The sequence below is a fragment of the Nonomuraea sp. NPDC050536 genome, assembly GCF_044457685.1.
Lineage (GTDB): Bacteria > Actinomycetota > Actinomycetes > Streptosporangiales > Streptosporangiaceae > Nonomuraea.
Genome location: NZ_JBITHD010000001.1, coordinates 58,957 through 79,990 on the forward strand (window position 1 = coordinate 58,957; position 21,034 = coordinate 79,990).

The window sequence follows — 21,034 nt, forward strand, 5'->3', positions numbered from 1 at the left end:
CACGTTGCGGTCGCGGCCTGAGCCGGAGTAACGGACACGATGGAGCCAGAAATCACGATTAATGCCGCTGCGGCAAGCATTTTTGTCATATCCGGTTTGATGCTGGAAATTGACACAAAGTTCGTGTCGAAATCCGGCCAGTGGCTTCGTATATCCAGGTGAGAGAGAGGATCGCATCATGAAGACGCTGCTCACCGGGCTGGGCCTGCCGGAATCCCCCCGCTGGCACGACGGCCGACTCTGGCTGGCCAACTGGGGTGCGGGTGAGATCATCAGCATCGATCCCGCGGGCGAGAGCCGGGTCGAGTTCACCGTCCCCACCTGGATCCCCTTCAGCATCGACTGGCTGCCCGACGGGCGTGAGCTGGTCGTCGCCGGGCAGGAGGGGCGGCTGCTGCGCCGCGAGCCCGACGGGACGCTGGTCACCCACGCCGACCTGACGCCGCTGGGCCAGGTGTTCAACGAACTGGTCGTCGACGCCCGCGGCAACGCCTACGTCAACGGCGCCAACCTCGTCCTGGTCACCCCTGACGGCCGGGCCACCGAGGTCGCCGCCGAACTGGCCTGGGGCAACGGCATGGCCATCAGTGACGACGGCTCGACGCTGATCGTGGCCGAGTCGCACGCCAACCGGCTCACCGCCTTCGACATCGCCGAGGACGGCACCCTTTCCGGGCGCCGCGTCTGGGCCGACTGCGGCGACGGCTTCCCCGACGGGATCTGCCTCGACGCCGAGGGCGCCGTCTGGTACGCCGACGTGCCGAACCAGCGGTGCGTGCGCGTCCGCGAGGGCGGCCAGGTCCTGCAGACCGTCCAGGCCGACCGGGGCTGCTTCGCCTGCATGCTGGGCGACGGCACCCTGTACGTGCTCAACGCCGTCTGGCCCGGCATGGAGGAGGCGATGAAGGACCCCGGCCGCACCGGACAGGTCCAAGCGGTGGAGGTTTCAGTGCCGCACGCCGGCCGCCCCTAGAGGTTGCGCAGGTAGGCCAGCGACGGCATGAAGAAGTACTCGCCGCCCAGCATCGTGATCGTCTGCTCCACCTGATGCTGCGGCGGCGACAGCTCCGGCTTGCCCCAGACCTTGGGGAAGGTGACCTTCACCTCGCGCTTGCCCTGGCCGATGACCGGGTCGTGGCCGGTGCCCTCGTTCTGGAAGCCGGGGTTGTCCGCCCAGCTCTGCTGCGTGAACTCGAACTGGCTCAGCAGGCTGGCGTTGAACGCCATGAACAGCAGGCCGACCTCCCCGCTCGGGCGGGCCTCCGGCGGAGAGCCGTCCCACGGGTCGTCGGTCCGCTCGCCGTACGTCTGGCCGCGGCGGGCCATGAGCACCTCGCGGCCGAACGAGCGCGGGTTGGTCTTGCGGATGTGACCGCTGAAGGGGCACTTCGACCCGGTGTCGGCGTCGAAGGTGAAGTCGTTGACGACCGGGCCGCCGGCCGCCTTCGGCTTGAGCGTCAGCGGGGTGCCGTCCTTGAAACGGCCGATCAGCATGGCGCCCGCCCTGTCGCGGTCGGCGCCGGTCAGGCCCAGGCCGTCGGCCAGGTCGCGCTCGATCTCCTTGAACGCGCGCACGTTCTGCTCCAGTTTGCGGAAGACGAAGTAGCTGCCGAAGTGGCGGCCAGGGTTCGGCGCGAGCGGGTCGGCGACCAGGATGTTGCTCAGCGGGAACGCCGGGTTCCAGTGCTGGTGCGGCTCCTTGTCCACCTCGTCCTTGACGAACAGGGGCTGGCTGCGGCCGTCGACGTAGCCGAAGTGCTCGATGCCGTTGCCGTCGGGGTTGCGCATGCCCTGGCCGGTCTCCTCGCCCAGCAGGCGCGCGCTCTGCGGCAGCTTGCCGATGATCTCCTCGCGCAGCTCGGCGACCGGCTCGGGGTCGGCGTCGCCGATCAGGATGACCGCGTGGATCTCCCGCTGGTAGGTGTTCTCCCACTGGTCCACGGCCGGGTCGTTCACCTCGGCGATGCGCCGCTTCATGCCGTCGCGGAAGACCTTGTCGCCGAAGCGCCGCATGTCCTCCACCGAGTGCCCCAGGTCGCGGTAGCCGGCCTTGCTGATGCCCATCCCGACGTACGGCGTGCCACGCCGGTCGCCGCGGTTGAAGTCGCGCACCTCCTCCAGGTGCTGACGCGCGGACTTCATCCGCGTCGTGGCGAGGTCGCGCAGGAAGCGCCGTCCCTCGGCCACGTCGTTGAAGCGGACGAACAGCACCGACAGGTGCTCGCGCACGTGCGCGCGCAGGATGTTGGGCTGGAGGTTGTTCAGCATCTCGCGGGTGTCCGCGTCGAGCGTGGCCGAATCCCAGGCCAGGGGTCGTGCGTTGTTCAGGTCCACAGGCATAGCCGGATCCTCCCGTTGGTGTGGCGACGTGCCGGGCCCCCTGATCGCTATGTGTGTGACTCCCGGGGGCCCGGCAAAGTTGCGCTAACTCCGGGGGATCTTCAGCGGCTCCGCCCCGTAGGTGATCCTGACCACCCCGTCCGCGGAGCACGCGGCCGCCGCGCTGACACCGAACACCTCGGCCAGGATCTGCGGGGTGAGGGCGTCAAGCACCGGGCCCGCCGCCGCGACCCGGCCGCCGTGCAGCACGACCAGCGTGTCGCACGCCCGGGCCGCCAGGTCCAGCTCGTGCAGCACCGCCACGGTCGTCACGCCGAGCGCCCTGACCAGATCGAGCAGCTCGAACCTGGCCCGGATGTCGAGATGGTTGGTGGGCTCGTCGAGCACCAGCAGCCGCGGCCGCTGCGCCAGCGCCCTGGCCAGGTGGACGCGCTGCCGCTCGCCGCCCGACAGCGAGCCGAACGGCCTGGCGGCCATCGCCAGGACGCCCGCCTGCTTCATGGCCTCCTCGACCGCGGCCGCGTCCTGCGGCCCGTCCCGGTCGAACAGCCCGTGGTGCGGCGTCCGCCCGAGCTCGGCCACCTCCTTGACCGTCATGCCGGGCGGGGTGGTGTCGTCCTGCAGCACGGCCGCGATCTGCCTGGCCGCCGCCCGTGCCGAGCCCGCCCACACGTCGTGCTCATCGAGGCGAACCGTTCCCGCCTCCGGACGCACCGACCGGTAGATCGTGCGCAGGAGCGTGGACTTGCCGCTGCCGTTCGGTCCCACCAAGCCCACGACCTGCCCGGGCTCTGCCGTCAGGCTGACGCCGTGCAGCACCGGGGTCCCACCCAGGCGCACCCGGACGTCGTCGACCCGCAGCCTCATGCCTCCTCCCTGCGCAGCAGCCACAGGAAGAACGGCGCGCCGAACACCGCGGTGAAGATGCCCAGCGGCAGCTCGGAAGGCCGGTCGGCGGTTCGCGACAGCAGGTCCACGAGCACCATGAAGATCGCGCCCACCAGCGCCGCCAGCGGCAGCAGCCGCCGGTGGTCGGTGCCGAACGCCAGCCGTACCAGGTGCGGGATCATCAGGCCGACGAACCCGATCCCGCCCGCCACGGCCACCACGGCGCCCGTCAGCAGGGAGGAGACCACCAGCAGCGCGATGCGGACCCGCCTGACGTCGATGCCGAGCGCGGTCGCCGACTCCTCCCCGGTGACCAGGGCGTTGAGCCGCCTGCCGTACAGGATCAAACCCAGCGTGCAGGCCAGCACCGTGGCCGCGACCGGGGGCAGCTGCTCCCAGTGCGCGCCCGCGACGCTGCCGAGCATCCAGAACATCACCTTCTTCAGCTCGGCCGGGTCGGCGCGCAGCTGCAGGTAGCTGGTGACCGCCAGCAGCACCGAGCCCACGGCCACGCCGGCCAGCACCAGCCGGGTCGGGGTCAGCCGGCCGCGCCGCTGGCCCAGCGTGTACACCAGCAGCGCCGCGGCCATCGCCCCGGCGAACGCGGCCGACGAGACGCCGAGCCCGCTCACGCCGACGATCATCACGAGCACCGCGCCCACCGACGCGCCGGAGGAGATGCCCAGCACGTACGGGTCGGCCAGCGGGTTGGTGACCAGCGTCTGCAGCACCGCGCCCGCGATCGACAGGCCCGCGCCCGCCAGCGCGGCCAGCAGCACCCGCGGGATGCGGTAGTCGATCAGGATGCGGGCGTCGATCGGGTCGCCGTGGCCGGTGACGACCGCCCACGTCCTGCCGAGCGGGATCGTGACCGAGCCGACGCCGACCGCCACCAGCATCGCCAGCGCGAGCGCTGCCGCCAGGATGACGAGCACCGGCAGGAGGGGGATTCTGCGCGGCATCAGAACCGGTCCGGGTGCAGCATCCTGGCGATGCGCTCCACCGCGACCGCGTTGTCCGGGCCGAGATAGGCCGAGTCGGAGAGCACCACGTACTTCTTGCCCCACTGCGGGAACTCGGCGAACAGCTTCCTGGCCTCGGCGTCCGGGTCGGGGTTGCGCCAGTTGATGATGACGACGGCGTCCACGTCCGTCTTGGCCACCTGCTCCTTGCTGAGGTTCAGGAACACCTCCTGGCCGTGGAAGGCGTTGACGGCGCCCGCCTTGGCGAAGATGTCGTTCCAGATGCCGTTGCCGCCGATCGAGCTGAACTCGGCCGAGCCCATGCTCATGCCGGGGATGATGTACATCACCCTGGGCTTGGGTTCGTCGCGCACTTTGTCGGCTATCGCGGCGATCTGCCGCTTGGATTCGGCGATGAGCCGCTCGGCCTTGGCGCTGACTCCGTAGATCTTGCCGAAGTCGCGCAGCATCCCGTAGCTGTCCTCGATCGTCTGCGTGCCGTTGATCGTGCCCGTCTTGCCGCAGGTCGAGTTCGGCAGCCACGAGTTCGCCCCGACCGCCGCGAGCTCGTCGCGGGTGGCGTAGCCGTTCTGCGCGTCGAAGTCGTAGCTGGTGGTGCCGATGACGAAGTCGGGTCGCAGCGACAGCATCGTCTCGCGGGAGATGTCGAAGCCGCCCTGCTGGATCTTCACCTTGGGCAGCCGGTCGATGGCCGCCTGCCTGCCGGGCACGTCGGAGGTGCCGTAGGACTGGGCGTTGCCCGCGATCTGCTGGTCCAGGCCGAGTGCCAGCAGCGCCGACACCTGGCCGACCGCGCCGCCGCTCATCAGGACGGTACGGCGGGGCGGCGCGGTGAAGGAGTACGGCCGGCCGCAGTTCGTGATCGTGACGGGGTAGCCGGGGGCCGCCTTCTGGGTGGTGGCCGGCTGGGTGGAGGCGGGGGCGCACGCGGAGAGTGCGAGCACGGCGAAGAGAGCATGCGTCAGGCGCATGGCTGGTGAGGTCCTTTCAGATGTTTCCGTGGTCAGGTCAGGGTGTTGCCGACCACGGATGGGGGACCTCGCCGTGTGACCGGGGTTCGGTCTGGGGTGGCCTGCCGTACTGCACGAAATGCCGGGAAATTTGGTGCTTTGGGGGCTTCTGGGGTGAGAAAGGCGATCAGGAAGCGCAGGAGTCCGGTGACGAGCAGGCGCAGCAGCGCCCAGCAGGCGGCCTCGCCCCTGGCCAGCCAGATCGCGGTCAGCGTGACCGCCGTCCCGTGCAGCACGATCATGCCGAAGCCCGGGTCGACGCAGTGCGCGAACGTCTGCCCTTGCGGGATGCCGTGCGCGGCGGCGAACACCACGTGCATGGCGGCCTGGACCGCGCCCAGCACCGGCAGGATCACCGGCAGTCCGCGTTCCCTGCCCGTCAGCGGGAGCGCGGCCACGGACGACAGCGCCAGGCCCGTGGCGGCGGTCGGCAGGCTCACGGTGCCCCCCGCCACGGTGTGCGCCACCAGGCCCAGTCCCAGGCACACGGCGGCGAACACCGCGGCGCGGGCGAGACGGAACAAGGGGGTGGCACGCATGACGGCCCCATCCTCGCACGCGATCTCTCCGGTCCCGCCTGGCGCCTTCGCCTCGTACATAATGCCTGTCATGCGTCGAGCTCTTAGAGACGCCGCGATCGCCGGGGAGTGCTGATGGCGCGCTGGGGACGGGCGAGCGGCACCAGGCAGGCGCTGCTGCGCGCCTCTCGCGAGGTCTTCCTGGCCAAGGGGTACGGCGAGGCCACCGTGGCCGACATCGTGGACGCCTCCGGCATCAGCGTCGGAAGCCTCTACCACCACTTCGGCGGCAAACCCGGGCTGTTCCTGTCGCTGTGGGAGCAGTTCATGCGCAACCAGGAGGACCGCACGCACCGGGCGGCCAAGGCCGTCGACGGCACCACCGAGCGCTTCCTGGCCGGGGCCCGCGCCTACCTGGAGGGCTCGTGGGAGCAGCGCGAGGTGGCCAGGCTGTTCCTGGAGAACGACGGGCCCGCCGAGTTCGCCACCCTGCGCAGGCAGCGCGGCTGGGACTGGATCGGCGGCAACAAGCGCCTGCTCGGCCTGGATGACAGCAGGGAGAGCCACGTCCTGGTCGTGCTGCTGACCACCGTGATGGGCGAGGCGGGCAGGGAGGTGGCCGCCTGCGAGTCCGACCAGGAGGCCCAGGTCACCATCGACGAGGTGATCCGGCTGGTGCGGCGCATGCTCTCCGCGGCGTAGCCCGATCGTCTCCCCGGGGAGGATTTCCCTGGGGGGCGAAACTGCGAGCGTGAGCGCATGGACGCACTCAGGAAGGCGCTCCGCGCGCTCTCGGTGTTCTACGCGGTCGTCTTCTTCACGTTCGCGCTGCTGCACGCCGGGATCACACTCGGGCAGCTGCGCGAGCCGGTGATCATCCCGGCCGTCGTCGCCGAGACGCTGTGCGGGCTCGCGCTGCTCGGCGGCGCCTACCGGTCGCGCGCCTCCTGGGACCCCCTCCTGTACTCGCACGCCTTCGCGCTGGCAGGCGTGCTGCTCGGGGTCCTTTCGCTGGGGCTCGGTGCGGCCCCGGCGACCGCGCTCGACACCTGGTACCACCGCGTCATGGCCGCCCTGCTCGGGCTCGGCCTGAGCGGCGCGCTCTACGTCTCCAGAGTGCGCAGGTAGTCGGCCGCCTCGGCCACGTGGTCCTCGGTGAAGACGCGGATGCCGTTCAGCTCGAACAGCGCCGCGGTGACGCCCTGGCCGGGCGTGCGGCGGCCGCGGAACGTGCCGTCGTAGATCGACAGCGCGCCGCACGACGGGCTGCCCTCCTTGAGCACCGCCACCTTGATGCCGAACGAGGTCGCCACGGTCAGCGCGGCCTGCGCGCCCGCCAGGAACTCGCCCGTCACGTCGGAGCCGTCGGTGGCCAGCACCCTGGCGGCGCCCGACAGCACGGCGGCGCCGCCCACGCCGCCCTCGATCTCGGCCGCGGGGCGCGGTGTCGGCAGCCCGCCCTCGACCTCCGGGCAGAACGGCACCAGCCGCCCCTCCTGCCGCCAGGTCGCCAGCTGAGCGTCCGAGCTGGTCTTGGCCCGGCCGTCGTAGCGGACCTTGCGGCCCATCAGGCAGGCACTGACCAGGATCCTTTCCACGCTCCCGATCCTATGCGGCCACCGGCGTGCCCCGGCGATAGCCTTTTCCGGTGAACACCACCCTCGCGACGATCGTCATCGTCTGGTCGTTGCTGCTCGCGCTGGCCGCGCTGGTCTCCGCGATCCGCGATCGGGCGATGGGCATGGTCCTGCTCATCGGCTTCGCCGTCCTCGAGGTGCTGGTGCTCGTGCAGGCCGGGTTCGTGATCGCGGCCATGGTGCGCGGCGAGGGGCCGGACGCCAGGGCCCTGCTGTACGGCTACCTGGGCGGCCAAGCGATCATCCCGCCCGCGGGGGTGTTCCTGGCGCTGGCCGAGCGCAGCAGGTGGGGGTCGGCGATCCTGGTCGTGGCCGGGTTCGCGATCGCGGTGATGACGGGCAGGCTGCTGCAGATCTGGCAGACCGGCGCATGACGACCTCCTCGATCGGCAAGGGGCCAGGCCGGGTCCTGGTCGGCCTCTACGGGCTGTTCGCGCTGGCCGCCTCGGCGCGGGCGGGCGTGCAGATCGCCACCAAGTTCGCCGAGGCGCCGCTGGCCTACTCGCTGTCGGCCTTCGCCGCCGCCGTCTACATCGTGCTCACCGTCGCGCTGGTCGCCGGCGCCCGCCGCGTCGCGCTGGTGGCCCTGTTCATCGAGCTGGCAGGCGTCCTGATCGTCGGTACGGCGAGCGTCATGGACCCCGCGGCCTTCCCGCACGCCACCGTGTGGTCCGGCTACGGCAGGGGATACTTGTTCATCCCGCTGGTGCTCCCGGTGGTCGGCCTGTACTGGCTGCTGCGCAGGCGTTAACCGCTCGCCGTACCGGGCAGTAGGGCCCCTCATGAGCACAATCGAGCACTCCGTAGACATCGTGGTCCCCGTCAGGGTGGTCTACAACCAATGGACGCAGTTCGAGAGTTTCCCCGAGTTCATGGAAGGCGTGGAGTCGGTCAAGCAGCTCAGCGATACGCGCAACGCCTGGGTGGCCGAGATCGCCGGGGTCAGGCGCGAGTTCGAGACCGAGATCGTCGAACAGCGCCCCGACGAGCGCATCGCCTGGCGCTCGGTCGACGGGCCGCACCAGGCCGGCGTCGTCACCTTCTACCGGCTCGACGACATCACCACCCGTGTCACGCTCCAGATGGCCTACGACCCCGCGGGCTTCGCCGAGGTCGCGGGCGACTGGCTGCAGCTGGTCCGCATGCGGGTACGCGGCGACCTGCGCCGCTTCAAGGACTTCGTGGAGTCGCGCGGTGGCGAGACCGGCGCGTGGCGCGGCGAGGTCCCGCCGCTCCACTGACGGCTCCTGCCCGCCCTCTTCCCGATCGGGGAAGAGGGCTTTGGCCTGGACAGGAATAAAGGGATATTTCGGTCCTGTTAGGATGGTGATTCGTCCCATGATTTGATGAGTGGAGGTTTGGCGGCCGCATGAGCGTCATCGCCCAAGAGTCCAGGACCAGAACCGGATCCCTTGCCTGGCTGCTCGTACTGGGAATCGTCCTGGCCGCGCTCAACCTCAGGACGGCCGTCACCAGCGTCGGACCCCTGCTCGACCAGCTCTCCGCCGGGCTCGGCATGTCCAGCGTCGGCACCGGCCTGCTCACCACCCTGCCCGTGCTGGCCTTCGCCTCGGTCGGCGCGATCACGCCCACCCTGGCCAGGCGTATCGGTGAGCACAGGCTGCTGCTGCTCGCGCTGGTCACGCTCGGCGTGGGGCTGCTGCTGCGCTCGCTGGTCGGCTCGTCGACCGTGTTCCTGCTCAGCAGCGCGCTCGCGCTGTCGGGCGGCGCGGTCGGCAACGTGCTGATCCCCACCCTCATCAAGCGCCACTTCCCCAAGCGCACCGGGATCATGACCACCGTCTACACCACCGCGCTGGCGGCCGGCACCATGCTGGCGGCCGCGGCGACGGTGCCGATCGAGCGCGCGTCGGGCGACTGGCACATCGCGCTCGGCGTGTGGGCGCTCCTGGCCGTCGTCGCCGCCATTCCGTGGCTTGCGCTCATCCGCAATGAGCCGGAGCGGGACACCGGCCAGCAGGACTCCGGCATCCGCCGCCTCGCCAGGAGCAGGCTGGCCTGGATGGTCGCCGTCTACTTCGGCACCCAGTCGATGATCGCCTACATCATGTTCGGCTGGTTGGCCACGATACTGACCGACAACGGCTTCTCCACCGGCCAGGCCGGGCTCGTCCTGGGCATCTTCACCGCGCTCAACATCCCGGTTTCGATCGTGGTGCCCGCCGTCGCCTCCCGCTTCCGCGACCAGCGGCCGATGGTCGTCGGCCTGGTCGTCTCCTACGTCATCGGCTTCCTCGGCATGTGGCTCGCGCCCCCCTCGACCGCCCTGGTCTGGGTGGTGTTCGTGTCCATCGGCATGGGCTCGTTCCCGCTCGCGCTCATGATGCTCGGCCTGCGCACCCGCACGCCCGAGGCGACCGCCGGGCTGTCGGCCTTCGGGCAGAGTGCCGGCTACCTCATCGCCGGCGCCGGACCGCTGCTGGTCGGGCTGCTGCGCGAGGCCACGGGCGGGTGGGCCGTGCCGTACACGATGATGCTCGCCGTCGTCGGCGTGCAGCTGCTGACCGGCCTGTACGCGGGGCGCAACCGCTTCCTCGAGGACGAGGCTGGGAAGATGGAGGCGTGAACTCCACCGTCGTCACCTTCCCGGAAGGCCAGGTCACCGGCCGTTCCCAGATCGTCGAGGCCGTGCCGGCGGGGGCTCGGCACGGCCTCGTCACCACCGAGACGCCCTTCCACCCGCTCGACCACACCTGGCCCGACCAGCCCGCCGACCGCGGCACGATCGGCGGCCTGCCGGTCGTCGACTGCGTGACCGCCGCCGAGTCGGACGAGGGCCTGTTCATCGGCGACGACATCCCGGTACGGCGGGGCGCCGAGGGATGGCGGTGGCTCGTGGTGCACGTCGTCGACAGCCCGCTTCCCGTGGGGGAGGAGGTGGACCTGGTCGTCGACGCGGACTACCGTGCCGCCCTGTCGGCCGGTCACACCGCCTGCCACTTGGCCGCGCTCGCGCTCAACGCCGCCCTGGCGCCGCGCTGGCGCAAGGAGACGGCCACCGACGCGCTCGGCAACCCCGACTTCGACCAGACCGCGATCACCTCCTCGCGCATCACCGAGTACGGCAGCGTGGACGTCTACCGGCTGGGCAAGTCGCTGCGCAAGAAGGGCTTCTCCGCCGAGGAGCTGGACCTGGACCAGGTCGCCGGCGCCGTCAACGAGCGCCTCAAGCACTGGGTGGCCGCCGATGCGCCGGTCTGGGTCGACGTGCCCGGCCCGACGCTGACCGCCCGCCGTACCTGGCGCTGCGCGCTGCCGGACGGCGAGGCCCACATCCCGTGCGGTGGCACGCACGTGACCCGGACGTCGCAGCTCGGCACGGTGACGGTCTCCCTCGAACTCGATGAGGCCACCCTCACCATGCACACCCGCACAGCAAGCTGAACCCGCACCCCCAGCTCGGCACCTTGTAGAAGTCGTGCAGCCCGCGCACGTCGGGCAGGATGCACGGCCGATCGGTGGGCGCGTGTCTGGGGCCTTGGTGCTTCGCGTCACCCTCCACGGCCCTCTCGGCTCGATCCCGCTCGCACCTCACACCCGCAAGGTCATCGAGGTGGCCATGGCGAAAGCGGGCCCGGTCACCGGCGAACGCCTCCTCTGGGGCCTGCTCGCCGACCCCGCCAACGGCGCCGCCCACCTGCTGTCCAGGACAGGAACCAACCTCGAATCCCTGGTGGCCGAGGCGGGCATCCCCACCCGCCACCGCACCGCCTCCTAGGCCCGGGTGCAGGACGGGTGCCATCAAGAAGGCCGACTGGATCCGCGTCGACCTGGCCAAGGCAGAACGCGGCACAGCCGTTTTCTGCCTTGGCGGAGAGCGTCGCACCGACAGCTGGACCTACTGAACCGACCACACCAGGACGAATGAGAAATCCTGTTTCGTCCTGCGGTTCAGCGGGATATCGATCTTGACTCTGTGAGCGATCTCATGACGGCTCATGCCTAATCCCTGAGCGATGAGCCGTTCGGGACGGACTGGCACGGGATCGTCGAAGGTGACCGTGATCTGAAGGGGCCACGGATCCTCGGGAACGGGAGGTGCGTGGAGTTCCCAGCATCCGTCCCAATCGAGCGCGAACCGGTTGCGCCGGGCGATCAACGGGTCGAGAAGGGTATCCACGACGAGGGAAGGCGAGTTGGCCGAGTAACCGGCCAGAAGGTCAGCGGGCAGTGAGCGGACCGGGACGCGATCGTGGACGGTGAGCTTGCTGGTCCGGCCGCAGGTAACGCAGTTGACCAGGAGCCAGACGTCGAGAAGTTTGCCGTTGGCGTTGACGCGGAACTTGCCGTTGCCGATGTTGGCGCGGCCGGAAGGGCAGGCCACGCACCGGAGGGCGAGCAGAGGCAGGTGGGTGCGCCGCACCGCCCAGGGCAGCACGATATGAGGATGTGAAGACATGATCTCTCTGAAGACCTGACGAAGAGCACGGAAAACAGAGCCGACGGCGTCGTCGGCGACCGATGCGCAGGGAAGTGTCAGGTCTAAAGAGCAGGCGGCGTCATGCGCGCGAAGTCCTCACGTAGGGGTGAGAACCCAAGCTAGGCGACCACCATCCAAAGATCTACCCATTTTCGCGACCGCCGTCACGTGTGCCGAGGAAGGGGGGGAGGGCGGTTGAGGTGGTGAGCAGGGTGAGGTGGCGCTTGCGGTCCGCGCCGCTGATGTCGCTTGGATGCACCATGACGATGACCGCGACCAGCGTTTGCCGGTGCTCAGCTCAGGCGGGCTCGCAGGAGGCAGAATTCGTTGCCTTCGGGGTCGGCCAGGACGTGCCAGGGCTCCTCGCCGGTCTGGCCGATGTCGGCCGGGCGCGCCCCGAGCTTCAGGAGTCGTTCGAGTTCGGCGTCCTGATCGCGGTCGGTGGCGTTGACGTCGAAGTGCAGCCGCGGCCTGCCCACCTTGGGCTCGGCATTGGGGCTGAAGACCAGAGTCGGCTGCAATCCGCCGAACCCTTCCCGTGGTCCGATCTCCACCGCGCCGTCGTCGTCGGTGTCGAGCACGATGAAGCCCAGCACCTCGCACCAGAACGCCGCCAGCCGTTGCGGATCCCGGCACTCGATCACCAGCTCGGAAATGCGACAAGCCATGAGCGGCACCCTAGAGCGCATCAACCGCACGCAGCAAATCCCTAAAACGACGCAGTGGGCACCCGGGAGCGGCACCAGGCCCTGTCCGCGGCACAGCCGGCAGAGGTTCGGGTGGGGATCAGGGCTGATGCGGTGTCGTGTCAGCGGTCGTGTCAGCACCGCGACGGCCCAGTATCAGGGCGGTCGGCGATCGTGGACGCCATGAACGGTTCAGCCATTGCGGCCTCGGGGCTGCGCAAGGCATACAAAGACAAGACCGTGCTCGACGGCATCGACCTGGATGTCCGGACTGGCACGATCTTCGCCCTGCTCGGGCCCAACGGCGCCGGCAAGACCACGACGGTGAACGTGCTGACCACGCTGATCACCCCGGACGCCGGGAAGGTGGTCGTCGCCGGGCACGACGTGGCCACGGAAGCCAAGGCGGTACGCGCGGCGATCGGGGTCACCGGGCAGTTCGCTTCGGTGGACAACCTGCTCACCGGCCAGGAGAACCTGCTGATGATGGCGGACCTCCTGCACCTGCCCAAGAAGAAGGGCAAGCGAATCGCCGACCACCTGCTCGACCGGTTCGAGCTGGTCGAAGCGGCGGACAAACCGGCGTCGTCCTACTCCGGCGGCATGCGCCGCAAGCTGGACCTCGCCATGACGCTGGTCGGCGAGCCGCAGATCATTTTCCTGGACGAGCCCACGACTGGACTCGATCCCCGCAGCCGCCGCACCATGTGGGAGATCATCCGGGGGCTGGTCGCCGACGGTACGACCATCTTCCTCACCACCCAGTACCTCGACGAGGCCGACGAGCTCGCCAACCGCATCGCCGTACTCGATCAGGGCCGGCTGGTAGCCGAGGGCACCGCCGACGAGCTCAAGCGCCAGATCCCCGGCAGCCATATCCGGCTGCTGTTCACTCAGCGGCACGAACTCGACGTCGCGGCACAGGTCCTGCCCGGATCCACCAGGAACGACGAAGAGCTGACCTTGCGCGTTCCCGGCGACGGCGGGGTGAAATCCCTGCGCGCGCTGCTCGATCGGCTCGATGCGCATTCCATAGAAGTCGAGGAACTGTCGGTGCACACACCGGACCTCGATGACGTCTTCCTCGCCCTTACCGGTAACGCGAACAAGAAGGTCAACGCACGATGAACGCCATCTCAGCTTCCCTGGCGGATTCCGCCACCATGATGCGGCGCAACTTCCGGCACACGATGCGGAATCCGCTGACGCTGCTCAACGCCATCATCATGCCGATCTTCGTGTTGTTCCTCATGGTCTACGTGCTCGGCGGCGGATTCAGCGTCGGCACCGACTACGTCGACTACGCGACGCCAGGGTTGATCATCATGACCATCGGCTACGGAATCGGCCCCACCGCGACCGGGGTGAATTCCGATATGACGACCGGATTCATCAACCGGCTTCGCGTCATGGACGTGTCCCGGGGCGCAGTGTTGAACGCGCACGTGATCGCGACCCTGCTACGGACCTTGGTGGCCATCGCGCTCGTCATCGCGGTCTCGTTCCTGATGGGATTCAGCCCGTCGGCGAGCTTCCCGGAGTGGCTCGGCGCGATCGGCATCATCGTGCTGGCGGTGCTGGCGATCAGCTGGCTGACCATCGGGGCCGGTCTCGCGGCGAAGACACCGGAAAGCGCGGGCATCCTCGGCGTCCCGCTGATGCTGCTTCCCTTCTTGAGCAGCGCGTTCGTGCCGGCCGACAAGATGGGGGCGGGTGTACGGCAGTTCGCGGAGTACCAGCCGTTCACCCCGATCATCGAAACCCTGCGCGGGTTCCTGACCGGCAGCGCGCCATCGGCGGGCACGGCCATCACGGCGGTCGCCTGGTGCGTGGGGCTCATGTTGATCGGCTACGTGTGGGCGCGCAAGTCGTTCACGAAGCGAGCGTGATCTCCGCCAGCTCCCGCCAGTCCCGCCGCTGTCCGTCGCGGGTCGCCTCGGTGAACACAGGTTCGCCGAGGCGATTCCGCGTTTCCGCGGCGATCCTGGACGCGTCCGGCTGCGAACGATCCGGCGTACCGCGCACGGCGTCGCTGGCCGCCAGCAATCGCACGGCCTGCTCGTACTGTCCCTGGCGCAGCGCGACATCCGCGATCCCGATCAACACCTCGGCGATCATCGAAGGAATCATGTGCTCCATGACCGCGTGCAACGCCTCGCGCCGATGCGCACGGGCCTGCTCGAGATCCTCCGTGAGGTATCCGTACAGGTTCATGGCCTGGATGTGGATGGAGTCGGCCAGGTCCGCGTTGCCCAGGATCGCCAGGGCCGTGGCCAGGTGGTGGCGTGCCTGCTCCGGTTCGCCGCGCCAGCGCGCCAGTTGCGACTTCGTCAGCGCCAGCTCGGCGAGCGTGTCCGGCCAGGTGATCCCGTCCGCGCACCGCTCCGCCTCCGCCATGGCGGACATGCTGGATCGCTCATCGCCGAGCAGCCAGTACAGCTGAGCCAGCCGCGCCCGCAGGCCGACCACGTCCTCGATCGCACTCACCTCGGCCAGCGCCGCGGCCGCCTCTTCATAGTGCTCACACGCGCGTGCGAACTCGCCGCGCATGGCGAGCCGATCGGCCAGGAAGCTCAGCGCGAACGAGATCCCGAACCGGTCACCCAGCGCGCGGTACTCGGCAAGGGCGATCTCGCCGTCGAGGTCCACGTCGGTCTCGTCGCCGCCGATCGACAGCCGCAACCGGCCACGAGCGAGCCTGGCCTGCGCGCGCACCCATGGATCGCCGCCGGCGATGAGCGGCTCGAACGCGGGCAGGAACTCCGCCGGTCCATGCAGCAACGCCGCCAGCGGCGCGACGAACCCGAGCAGCGGGTGGCGACTCCCGCTGCGCTGGATGATCCGGTGCGCCTCCTCGATCCATTCCCGCGCCTGAAACTGATCGCCGCTGATCCCGGAGGTCACGAACACCGTCACGATGGTGTACGCCATCGCCCGCACCTCGTCGGAGACCTCACCGGGCAGCGAGGCCGCCGCGATGCTCAGCTCGGTTCCCTCGGCCCTGTGCCCGCCGAGGTACCAGTACCAGCCCGAGGCCCCGACCAGCCGCATCGCCTCCTGCGCCCATCCCTCGGCGATCGCTCCGCGCGCGGCCGCACTGATGTTGTCGTGCTCGGCCTCGAGCCTGGACAGCCACTCCACCTGCTCGGCCCGACGCAGGTGCGGGTCGGCCGTCTCGGCCAGCTCGGTGAAGTAGGCAAGGTGCGCCCGGCGCGCCAGCTCGGTTTCCCCGGCTTCGGCGAGGCGCTGTGCCGCGTACTCCCTGATGGTGTTGAGCATCCGGTAGCGCGGCGTGCCTTCGCCGTCGGCGAGCAGCAGCGACTTCTCGATCAACGCGGTCAGCACGTCGAAGACCTGCTCCCCGGCGACCTCGTCCCCGCACACCCGTTCGGCCGCCTCCAGGCTCACCCCGCCGGAGAACACCGAGAGCCGCCGCAGCACGCCACGTTCGGCCTCGGTCAACAGATCCCAGCTGTAGTCCACGACCGCGCGCAGTGTCTTGTGCCGGGGCAGCGCCGTACGGCTGCCGCCGGTCAGCAGCCGAAAACGGTCATCGAGCCCACGTGCCAGCTGATCGACAGACATGGTGCGTAGCCGTGCAGCGGCCAGTTCGATCGCCAGCGGCATCCCGTCGAGCGCCCGGCAGATCCGCGCCATGGTCGACAAGGTGTGCGCGTCGGAGCCGATGTCCTTGCGCACCAGCTCCGCGCGGTCCCGCAGCAACCGCACCGCGGGCGAGGACCCGACCTCGGCGGGGCCGGCGCCGTTCGCGGGCAGCGCGAGCGGTTCGACCTGCCACAGCACCTCCCCGGTGATACCGAGCGGTTCCCTGCTCGTTGCCAGGATCCGCAGCCTCCGGCACTCACCCAGAAGCCGATCCGCGAAAGCCGCGGCCGCCTCGATCATGTGCTCGCAGTTGTCCAGGATCAGCAAGATCGCGCGCTCCCTGACCGCGGCGATGAGCCGATCCATCGGTTCTCCGCCCCGCGCATCACCGAGCAGTGCCTGGTCGCGCAGGCCGATAGCGGTAAGGGCGGCCTGTGCCAGCTCACCGCCTGCCTGCACCGAGGCCAACTCGACCAGCCATGCCCCGTCCGGTAGCTCGGCGAGCATGGTCCGGGCGGTCTCGGTGGCCAGCCTTGTCTTGCCGGAGCCACCCGGCCCCGTCAAGGTGACCAGCCGGTGCTTGATGGCCAGGCCGGCGACGGCGGAGATGTCATCGTCCTTGCCGACGAAACTCGTCAGCTCGGCGCGCAGGTTCGTCCTGCCGCTCTCCGCTCGCTGGCCCAGCTCGCCACGGAGCAGCGCGGTGTGCAGCGCGGAGAGCTCAGCCGATGGGTCGGCGCCCAACTCCTCGGCGAGCCGCTCGCGCGTCCGCTGGTACACGGTCAACGCCTCGTTGCCACGCCCCGCCTCGGCGAGCGCTCGCATCAAGGCCGCCACGAACCCCTCACGCAGCGGATACGTGGCGACCAGCTCGGTCAGCTCCGAGACCAGCTCCGAGCCACGGCCGAGGCGAATATCCGCATCCACCCGATCCCCGAGCGTGGCGACGTAGAGCTCGTCCAGACGCGTGACCGCGGCGTCGAACGCATCGCTGCCTTGCAGCGCGATGTCCGCCATGGCCGTACCGCGCCACAGTGCCAAGGCCGAGCGCAGCAGATCCGCCCGCGCCGCAGGCTCAGCGGCGCGGGCCTGACCGACCAGTTGCTCGAACCGGGACACGTCCACGGCATCAGTAGGTACGGCCAGCCGGTACCCGCCGGAATCCGCCTCGATCACACCGTCCGGCAACACCCTGCGGAGCCTGGACACCAGCGCCTGCAAGGCATTCACTTCGTCCGTGGGCGGCTGTTCTCCCCAAATCCAGTCCACCAGCCTCGTACGCGTGACGATCCGGCCAGGTTCGAGGGCGAGCGCAGCCAGCAGTGCGCGCAGCCGAATCCCAGGAACCTCTACGACGGCCCCACCACGGTTTCGGACCTCGAACGGTCCGAGCAATTCGACTCGCATGTCAGACATTGTGCCGAACCGTGGCGACGACCGACTAATCGTCACTGCGCGCACACCGCCGACCTTCATCGGCGCTGGTGCGTCTTCCTGTGGTGAGTGCCTCGCCGAGCGCCGCCGCGACGCGGTCGCGGTCGGCGTCCGAGGCTCGCGGGGCGGGATCGTCGGTCACGGTCAGACATGGTACGCGCAATCGCGATATGTCGCGAGATGGTCTTGCGTAACGTGCCGGACGGCCCCGGGCAGGTGGCCTGCACGCCGTGGTCTTCCATTCCGCCCCTGCCCCTGCCGAACGGCGGCGGGAGACCATCGCCGCCCTTCGGCAGGGGCGTTCCGCCGGGTCGCCCCGATGCCGCGGTCACGATTCTGGTCACCGTACTGCTGACGCAGGCGAGCGACCACAGCAGTGGTGGGTGGCCGTTCGCTGGCTCGAGGTCACGCGTCCCAGGTGACCGGGAGGCTCTTGACCCCGTAGATGTCGGCGGTCTCCGGGCGCAGGCTGACCTCCTCGGCCGGTACGGCCAGGCGCAGCGTGGGGAAGCGGTCGAGCAGCGCGGTGAAGGCGACCCGCATCTCGACGCGGGCCAGCTGCTGACCCAGGCACTGGTGGACGCCGTGGCTGAAGGCCAGGTGCCCGCCGTCCTGCCGGCGGAGGTCGAGCACGTGGGGGTCGGTGAAGCGCTTGGGGTCGCGGTTGGCGGTGTTCAGGGACAGGGTGACCGTCGTGCCGGCCTCGATGAGCTGGCCCCCCACTTCGACGTCCTCCAGCGCCGTCCTCCAGAACGTCTTGGCGACGCTCAGATACCGCATCAGCTCCTCCACGGCCTTCTCGGTGAGCGCGGGGTCGGCGCGCAGCGCGGCCAGCTGCGCCGGGTTCTGCAGCAGCGCGAAGGTGCCCAGCGCCAGCATGTTCGCGGTGGTGTCGAGCCCGGCCGCGAGCAGGATCAGGCTGACGCCCTTCAGCTCCTCATCGGTCAGATCGCTGTCGGTGAGTTCGCTGAGCACGTCGTCGGTGGGGTTGGCGCGCTTGGCTACCACCAGCTCGGCGAGGTAGCTCTGGACCGCGGTGTAGGCCGCGAGCACGTCCTCGTCGCTGGTCTCCCCGTTCATGAACTTGTCGACGTTCTCCTGGAAGGAGCCCCGGTCCTCGTACGGCACGCCCAGCAGCTCGCAGATGATGATGGCGGGGATGGGCTTGGCGAACGCGGTCACCAGGTCGGCCGACGGCCCGGCCTTCTCCATGGCGTCCAGGCACTCGGCGGTGATCTGCTCGACGCGCTCGGTGAGCAGCCGCATCCGCCGTACGGTGAACTTGCCCACCAGCGGTTTGCGGTAGCGGCTGTGGTGGGGGTCGTCCATGAGGAGGAACTCACCGGGCGGCGCCGGCGGGACCTCGAAGTCGCCGAAGTTCAGCAGCTCCTTGCGCGAGCTGAACCGCGGGTCGGCCAGCACCGACCTGACCAGGTCGTATCCGGTGATCAGCCAGCCGGGACTGCCGCCGAAATGCGTGGTGCGGCTGATGGGGCCGTGCCGCTGGGCGTCGATCAGCTCCTTGGGCGGGTCGAAGGGGCAGCCGGGCTGACGCGTCGTCGGCATCGTGGTGACGGTGTGTTCCATGGTCATTCCTCTCGTCGGCCAAGGGTCTACTCGCGATAGTACGTGTTTTCCGCAGCTCGAAAGCTAGGTTGCCTGTCAATCATCCGGAAGGCGTTTGCCCGGATATATGGCGACAAAGTGGTGCAATTACTCTGCGTGCGAAGGCAATGCCGCGTTGCAATCACCGTGCAGCACGAGCGCAATGGCTGAACCGTTCATGGCGTCCACGATCGCCGACCGCCCTGATACCGGGCCGTCGCCGTGCTGACACGGCCGCTGACACGACACCGCATCAGCCTGAGCAGCTGAGCCATCGTCTCCGACTATGGCCACTGTGGGGCTGCGGTTATTGGTGTGGGATGTCTACGCCGGCGGAGCGCAGTTTCATCTCGACCAGCGTGGTCAGCCGGGCCATGGCCGAGGCCTGGTCTTCGCGGTGATGGTTGAGCAGGCCGTATCGGGTGGCGTCAGTGCGGGCCTGGAGGCCGTACGAGATGGCGAGCAACGCGGGGTTGGCGAGGAAGCGGTCGGCCAAGGCGTTCGCGAGTTCCTCGATGCGGGGGTCGTCGGGTTCCAAGTCCTTGGCGGCCCAGCATTGCTTGTTCAAGGCGATGAACCGGGTGTCGTCGAGGGCGTGTTCGGCCTTGGTGAGATAGTCGTCGAAGCCGTCGGGGACCAGGGCCCTGGCCAGCACCATGCCCTCGCGGTAGGCCGCCACCTCGTCCGGGGTGAAGCCGAGGCCGGCGGCCCGGTCCAACAGCGCGCAGGCCCGGTCGGGCAACAGGGCCCGGTCACCGTTGGCCAGCCGGTCCAGCAAGTCGCGGCGCGCGATCATCTCCTCGATCCGATCGGTCAGCCGCCGTTTGACCTCGGCCAGGTCGGCGGCGAACCGCTGCGGATCGGCGCCGAGCAGGGCGCCGATCTCGGATAGCGGTACGCCGGACTCGGCCAGCGTCCGGACCTGGACCAGCCGCAGCAGGTCGGACGACCCGTAACGGCGATAGCCAGAACCGTCACGGCTCGGTTCGTCGACCAGGCCGAGCCGGTGGTAGTGGCGGATGGTCTTGATCGTGACGCCGGCGAAGGCCGCCGCCTGGCCGATCGTGACGCCGCTGGTCATGGCCGTCAGCGACCTTCGCGGGTGAGAGCGGCGACCTCGCGGGTGGCCTCGGCGATGGCGCGGAAATCCTTGCGCACGATCGTGCCGTGGTTGCCGGCGACCTTCGCGCTGATCGTGAGGTTCGGGTTGCGGGCGAGCACGGGGTTGAGCGTAGTGCGCATCTGTTCTTGCTCGTCATTCTTGCTTCCCAGGGCCTCCCCGGAGCCGACCACGTATCGGACCGGGACGGTCACGCTGTCGAGGATCGGTTCGAGGGCGGCGTGGAGTATGTGGGCCTCGATGTTGATGTCGGCATGCTGTTCGGCACTCATCTGCGCGGCGTTGCCGATGAGGCGCGCCATCGGCAACGCCCACCGGGCCTTACGGAACAGCCGCCGGATGCGTTCGTGGTCGGCATCGTCGGTCCAGCCGGACGGATATGGGCCGTCGACCCCGACCACGCCGGCGACGCGGCCCGGATTACGAGCGGCCCAGTGCACCCCGAGCAACGCGCCGTAGGACCAGCCCACCAGAATCGGCCGCTCCACCCTCCTGGCTTTCAGGACGGCGTCGAGATCCCGGACGCAGGCCTCGAAGGAGTAGTCCGCCGACTTCTGCGACTTGCCGCGAGCCCGCTCGTCGTAGGTGATGTGTCGCCACCCCGACCCCAGGTCGTTGATGACGGGGCGCCAGTGCCGCTGGCTGGCGTAGGAACCGTTCAGGTAGACCACGGGGGTACCTGTGCCGCCGGTGTCGGTCACGGCCAGCGCGGTGTCTTCCACCGGCAACATGCCACTCCAGCCCGAGTGACTCGTGTTTGAGATCG

Annotated in this window: 23 protein-coding genes; 11 read left to right on the top strand and 12 right to left on the bottom strand. The window is 69.4% G+C overall.

Translation table 11 applies throughout. The features are described from left to right. The first annotated feature begins 178 nt into the window (after positions 1 to 178). Positions 179 to 973 carry an SMP-30/gluconolactonase/LRE family protein gene (locus ACIBHX_RS00300; protein WP_397062725.1) on the top strand — a complete coding sequence of 265 codons (795 nt, stop codon included), beginning with the start codon at positions 179 to 181 and terminating at the stop codon, positions 971 to 973. Here ACIBHX_RS00300 and ACIBHX_RS00305 read toward each other — a convergent pair. From ACIBHX_RS00305 to ACIBHX_RS00325, 5 genes are all read right to left on the bottom strand, one after another. Next, positions 970 to 2,340, bottom strand: a complete 1,371-nt coding sequence (locus ACIBHX_RS00305; RefSeq protein ID WP_397062726.1) for a Dyp-type peroxidase — start codon at positions 2,338 to 2,340, stop codon at positions 970 to 972. The genes ACIBHX_RS00300 and ACIBHX_RS00305 overlap by 4 nt on opposite strands. 84 nt (positions 2,341 to 2,424) lie before the next feature. Next, entirely contained in the window at positions 2,425 to 3,207 is a 783-nt protein-coding gene (locus ACIBHX_RS00310; RefSeq protein WP_397062728.1) for an ABC transporter ATP-binding protein, read from the bottom strand. Further along, positions 3,204 to 4,190 (bottom strand): FecCD family ABC transporter permease, encoded by a 987-nt coding sequence (locus ACIBHX_RS00315; RefSeq protein ID WP_397062730.1) that lies wholly within the window; start codon positions 4,188 to 4,190, stop codon positions 3,204 to 3,206. The genes ACIBHX_RS00310 and ACIBHX_RS00315 overlap by 4 nt, the downstream gene beginning before the upstream one ends. After that, entirely contained in the window at positions 4,190 to 5,182 is a 993-nt protein-coding gene (locus tag ACIBHX_RS00320; protein WP_397062731.1) for an ABC transporter substrate-binding protein, read from the bottom strand. Before ACIBHX_RS00320 ends, ACIBHX_RS00315 begins: the two co-directional genes overlap by 1 nt. Positions 5,183 to 5,214: 32 nt before the next feature. Beyond that, positions 5,215 to 5,760, bottom strand: coding sequence for an MFS transporter (locus tag ACIBHX_RS00325; RefSeq protein WP_397062733.1), 546 nt, complete (start codon positions 5,758 to 5,760; stop codon positions 5,215 to 5,217). A gap of 114 nt (positions 5,761 to 5,874) precedes the next feature. Here ACIBHX_RS00325 and ACIBHX_RS00330 point away from each other — a divergent pair, with 114 nt between their 5' ends. After that, positions 5,875 to 6,441, top strand: a complete 567-nt coding sequence (locus ACIBHX_RS00330) for a TetR/AcrR family transcriptional regulator (RefSeq protein WP_397062735.1) — start codon at positions 5,875 to 5,877, stop codon at positions 6,439 to 6,441. 57 nt (positions 6,442 to 6,498) lie between these two features. Next, positions 6,499 to 6,867, top strand: coding sequence for a hypothetical protein (locus ACIBHX_RS00335; protein ID WP_397062737.1), 369 nt, complete (start codon positions 6,499 to 6,501; stop codon positions 6,865 to 6,867). On the opposite strand, the gene ACIBHX_RS00340 is transcribed toward ACIBHX_RS00335, so the two are convergent. After that, complete coding sequence (locus ACIBHX_RS00340; RefSeq protein WP_397062739.1) at positions 6,843 to 7,337, bottom strand: DUF523 domain-containing protein; 495 nt, start codon at positions 7,335 to 7,337, stop codon at positions 6,843 to 6,845. The genes ACIBHX_RS00335 and ACIBHX_RS00340 overlap by 25 nt on opposite strands. A gap of 50 nt (positions 7,338 to 7,387) precedes the next feature. Here ACIBHX_RS00340 and ACIBHX_RS00345 point away from each other — a divergent pair, with 50 nt between their 5' ends. The 6 genes from ACIBHX_RS00345 (at position 7,388) to ACIBHX_RS00370 (ending at position 11,115) form a co-directional block, all read left to right on the top strand. After that, positions 7,388 to 7,750: a hypothetical protein gene (locus tag ACIBHX_RS00345; protein ID WP_397062740.1), complete on the top strand. Its 363-nt coding sequence runs from the start codon at positions 7,388 to 7,390 to the stop codon at positions 7,748 to 7,750. Then, positions 7,747 to 8,127, top strand: a complete 381-nt coding sequence (locus tag ACIBHX_RS00350; RefSeq protein ID WP_397062742.1) for a hypothetical protein — start codon at positions 7,747 to 7,749, stop codon at positions 8,125 to 8,127. The genes ACIBHX_RS00345 and ACIBHX_RS00350 overlap by 4 nt, the downstream gene beginning before the upstream one ends. 31 nt (positions 8,128 to 8,158) lie before the next feature. Beyond that, positions 8,159 to 8,617, top strand: coding sequence for an SRPBCC family protein (locus tag ACIBHX_RS00355; RefSeq protein ID WP_397062744.1), 459 nt, complete (start codon positions 8,159 to 8,161; stop codon positions 8,615 to 8,617). Positions 8,618 to 8,745: 128 nt separating this feature from the next. After that, on the top strand, positions 8,746 to 9,963 hold the full coding sequence (locus ACIBHX_RS00360) for a CynX/NimT family MFS transporter (protein WP_397062746.1): 1,218 nt from the start codon (positions 8,746 to 8,748) through the stop codon (positions 9,961 to 9,963). Next, entirely contained in the window at positions 9,960 to 10,781 is an 822-nt protein-coding gene (locus tag ACIBHX_RS00365; protein ID WP_397062748.1) for a metal-dependent hydrolase, read from the top strand. The genes ACIBHX_RS00360 and ACIBHX_RS00365 overlap by 4 nt, the downstream gene beginning before the upstream one ends. A gap of 82 nt (positions 10,782 to 10,863) precedes the next feature. After that, positions 10,864 to 11,115 carry a hypothetical protein gene (locus tag ACIBHX_RS00370; protein ID WP_397062750.1) on the top strand — a complete coding sequence of 84 codons (252 nt, stop codon included), beginning with the start codon at positions 10,864 to 10,866 and terminating at the stop codon, positions 11,113 to 11,115. 120 nt (positions 11,116 to 11,235) lie between these two features. On the opposite strand, the gene ACIBHX_RS00375 is transcribed toward ACIBHX_RS00370, so the two are convergent. Together ACIBHX_RS00375 and ACIBHX_RS00380 are read right to left on the bottom strand one after the other, a co-directional pair. Beyond that, entirely contained in the window at positions 11,236 to 11,775 is a 540-nt protein-coding gene (locus ACIBHX_RS00375; RefSeq protein ID WP_397062752.1) for a DUF1062 domain-containing protein, read from the bottom strand. A gap of 335 nt (positions 11,776 to 12,110) precedes the next feature. Further along, entirely contained in the window at positions 12,111 to 12,485 is a 375-nt protein-coding gene (locus ACIBHX_RS00380) for a VOC family protein (RefSeq protein WP_397062753.1), read from the bottom strand. A gap of 201 nt (positions 12,486 to 12,686) precedes the next feature. On the opposite strand from ACIBHX_RS00380, the gene ACIBHX_RS00385 reads away from it, so the two are divergent. Together ACIBHX_RS00385 and ACIBHX_RS00390 are read left to right on the top strand one after the other, a co-directional pair. Next, on the top strand, positions 12,687 to 13,631 hold the full coding sequence (locus tag ACIBHX_RS00385; protein WP_397062755.1) for an ATP-binding cassette domain-containing protein: 945 nt from the start codon (positions 12,687 to 12,689) through the stop codon (positions 13,629 to 13,631). Further along, the gene (locus ACIBHX_RS00390) at positions 13,628 to 14,392 is read left to right on the top strand and encodes an ABC transporter permease (protein WP_397062757.1); all 765 of its coding nucleotides are present in this window, start codon (positions 13,628 to 13,630) and stop codon (positions 14,390 to 14,392) included. The genes ACIBHX_RS00385 and ACIBHX_RS00390 overlap by 4 nt, the downstream gene beginning before the upstream one ends. Here the strand turns inward: ACIBHX_RS00390 and ACIBHX_RS00395 are convergent. From ACIBHX_RS00395 to ACIBHX_RS00410, 4 genes are all read right to left on the bottom strand, one after another. Continuing rightward, complete coding sequence (locus ACIBHX_RS00395; RefSeq protein WP_397062759.1) at positions 14,376 to 17,585, bottom strand: BTAD domain-containing putative transcriptional regulator; 3,210 nt, start codon at positions 17,583 to 17,585, stop codon at positions 14,376 to 14,378. The genes ACIBHX_RS00390 and ACIBHX_RS00395 overlap by 17 nt on opposite strands. Before the next feature lie 363 nt (positions 17,586 to 17,948). Further along, positions 17,949 to 19,130, bottom strand: coding sequence for a cytochrome P450 (locus tag ACIBHX_RS00400; protein ID WP_397062761.1), 1,182 nt, complete (start codon positions 19,128 to 19,130; stop codon positions 17,949 to 17,951). Positions 19,131 to 19,455: 325 nt separating this feature from the next. Next, a complete protein-coding gene (locus tag ACIBHX_RS00405) occupies positions 19,456 to 20,229 on the bottom strand; it encodes a MerR family transcriptional regulator (protein WP_397062763.1) in 774 nt (257 codons plus the stop codon). 5 nt (positions 20,230 to 20,234) lie between these two features. Continuing rightward, positions 20,235 to 20,999, bottom strand: coding sequence for an alpha/beta fold hydrolase (locus tag ACIBHX_RS00410; RefSeq protein WP_397062765.1), 765 nt, complete (start codon positions 20,997 to 20,999; stop codon positions 20,235 to 20,237). Between the last annotated feature and the right edge of the window lie 35 nt (positions 21,000 to 21,034).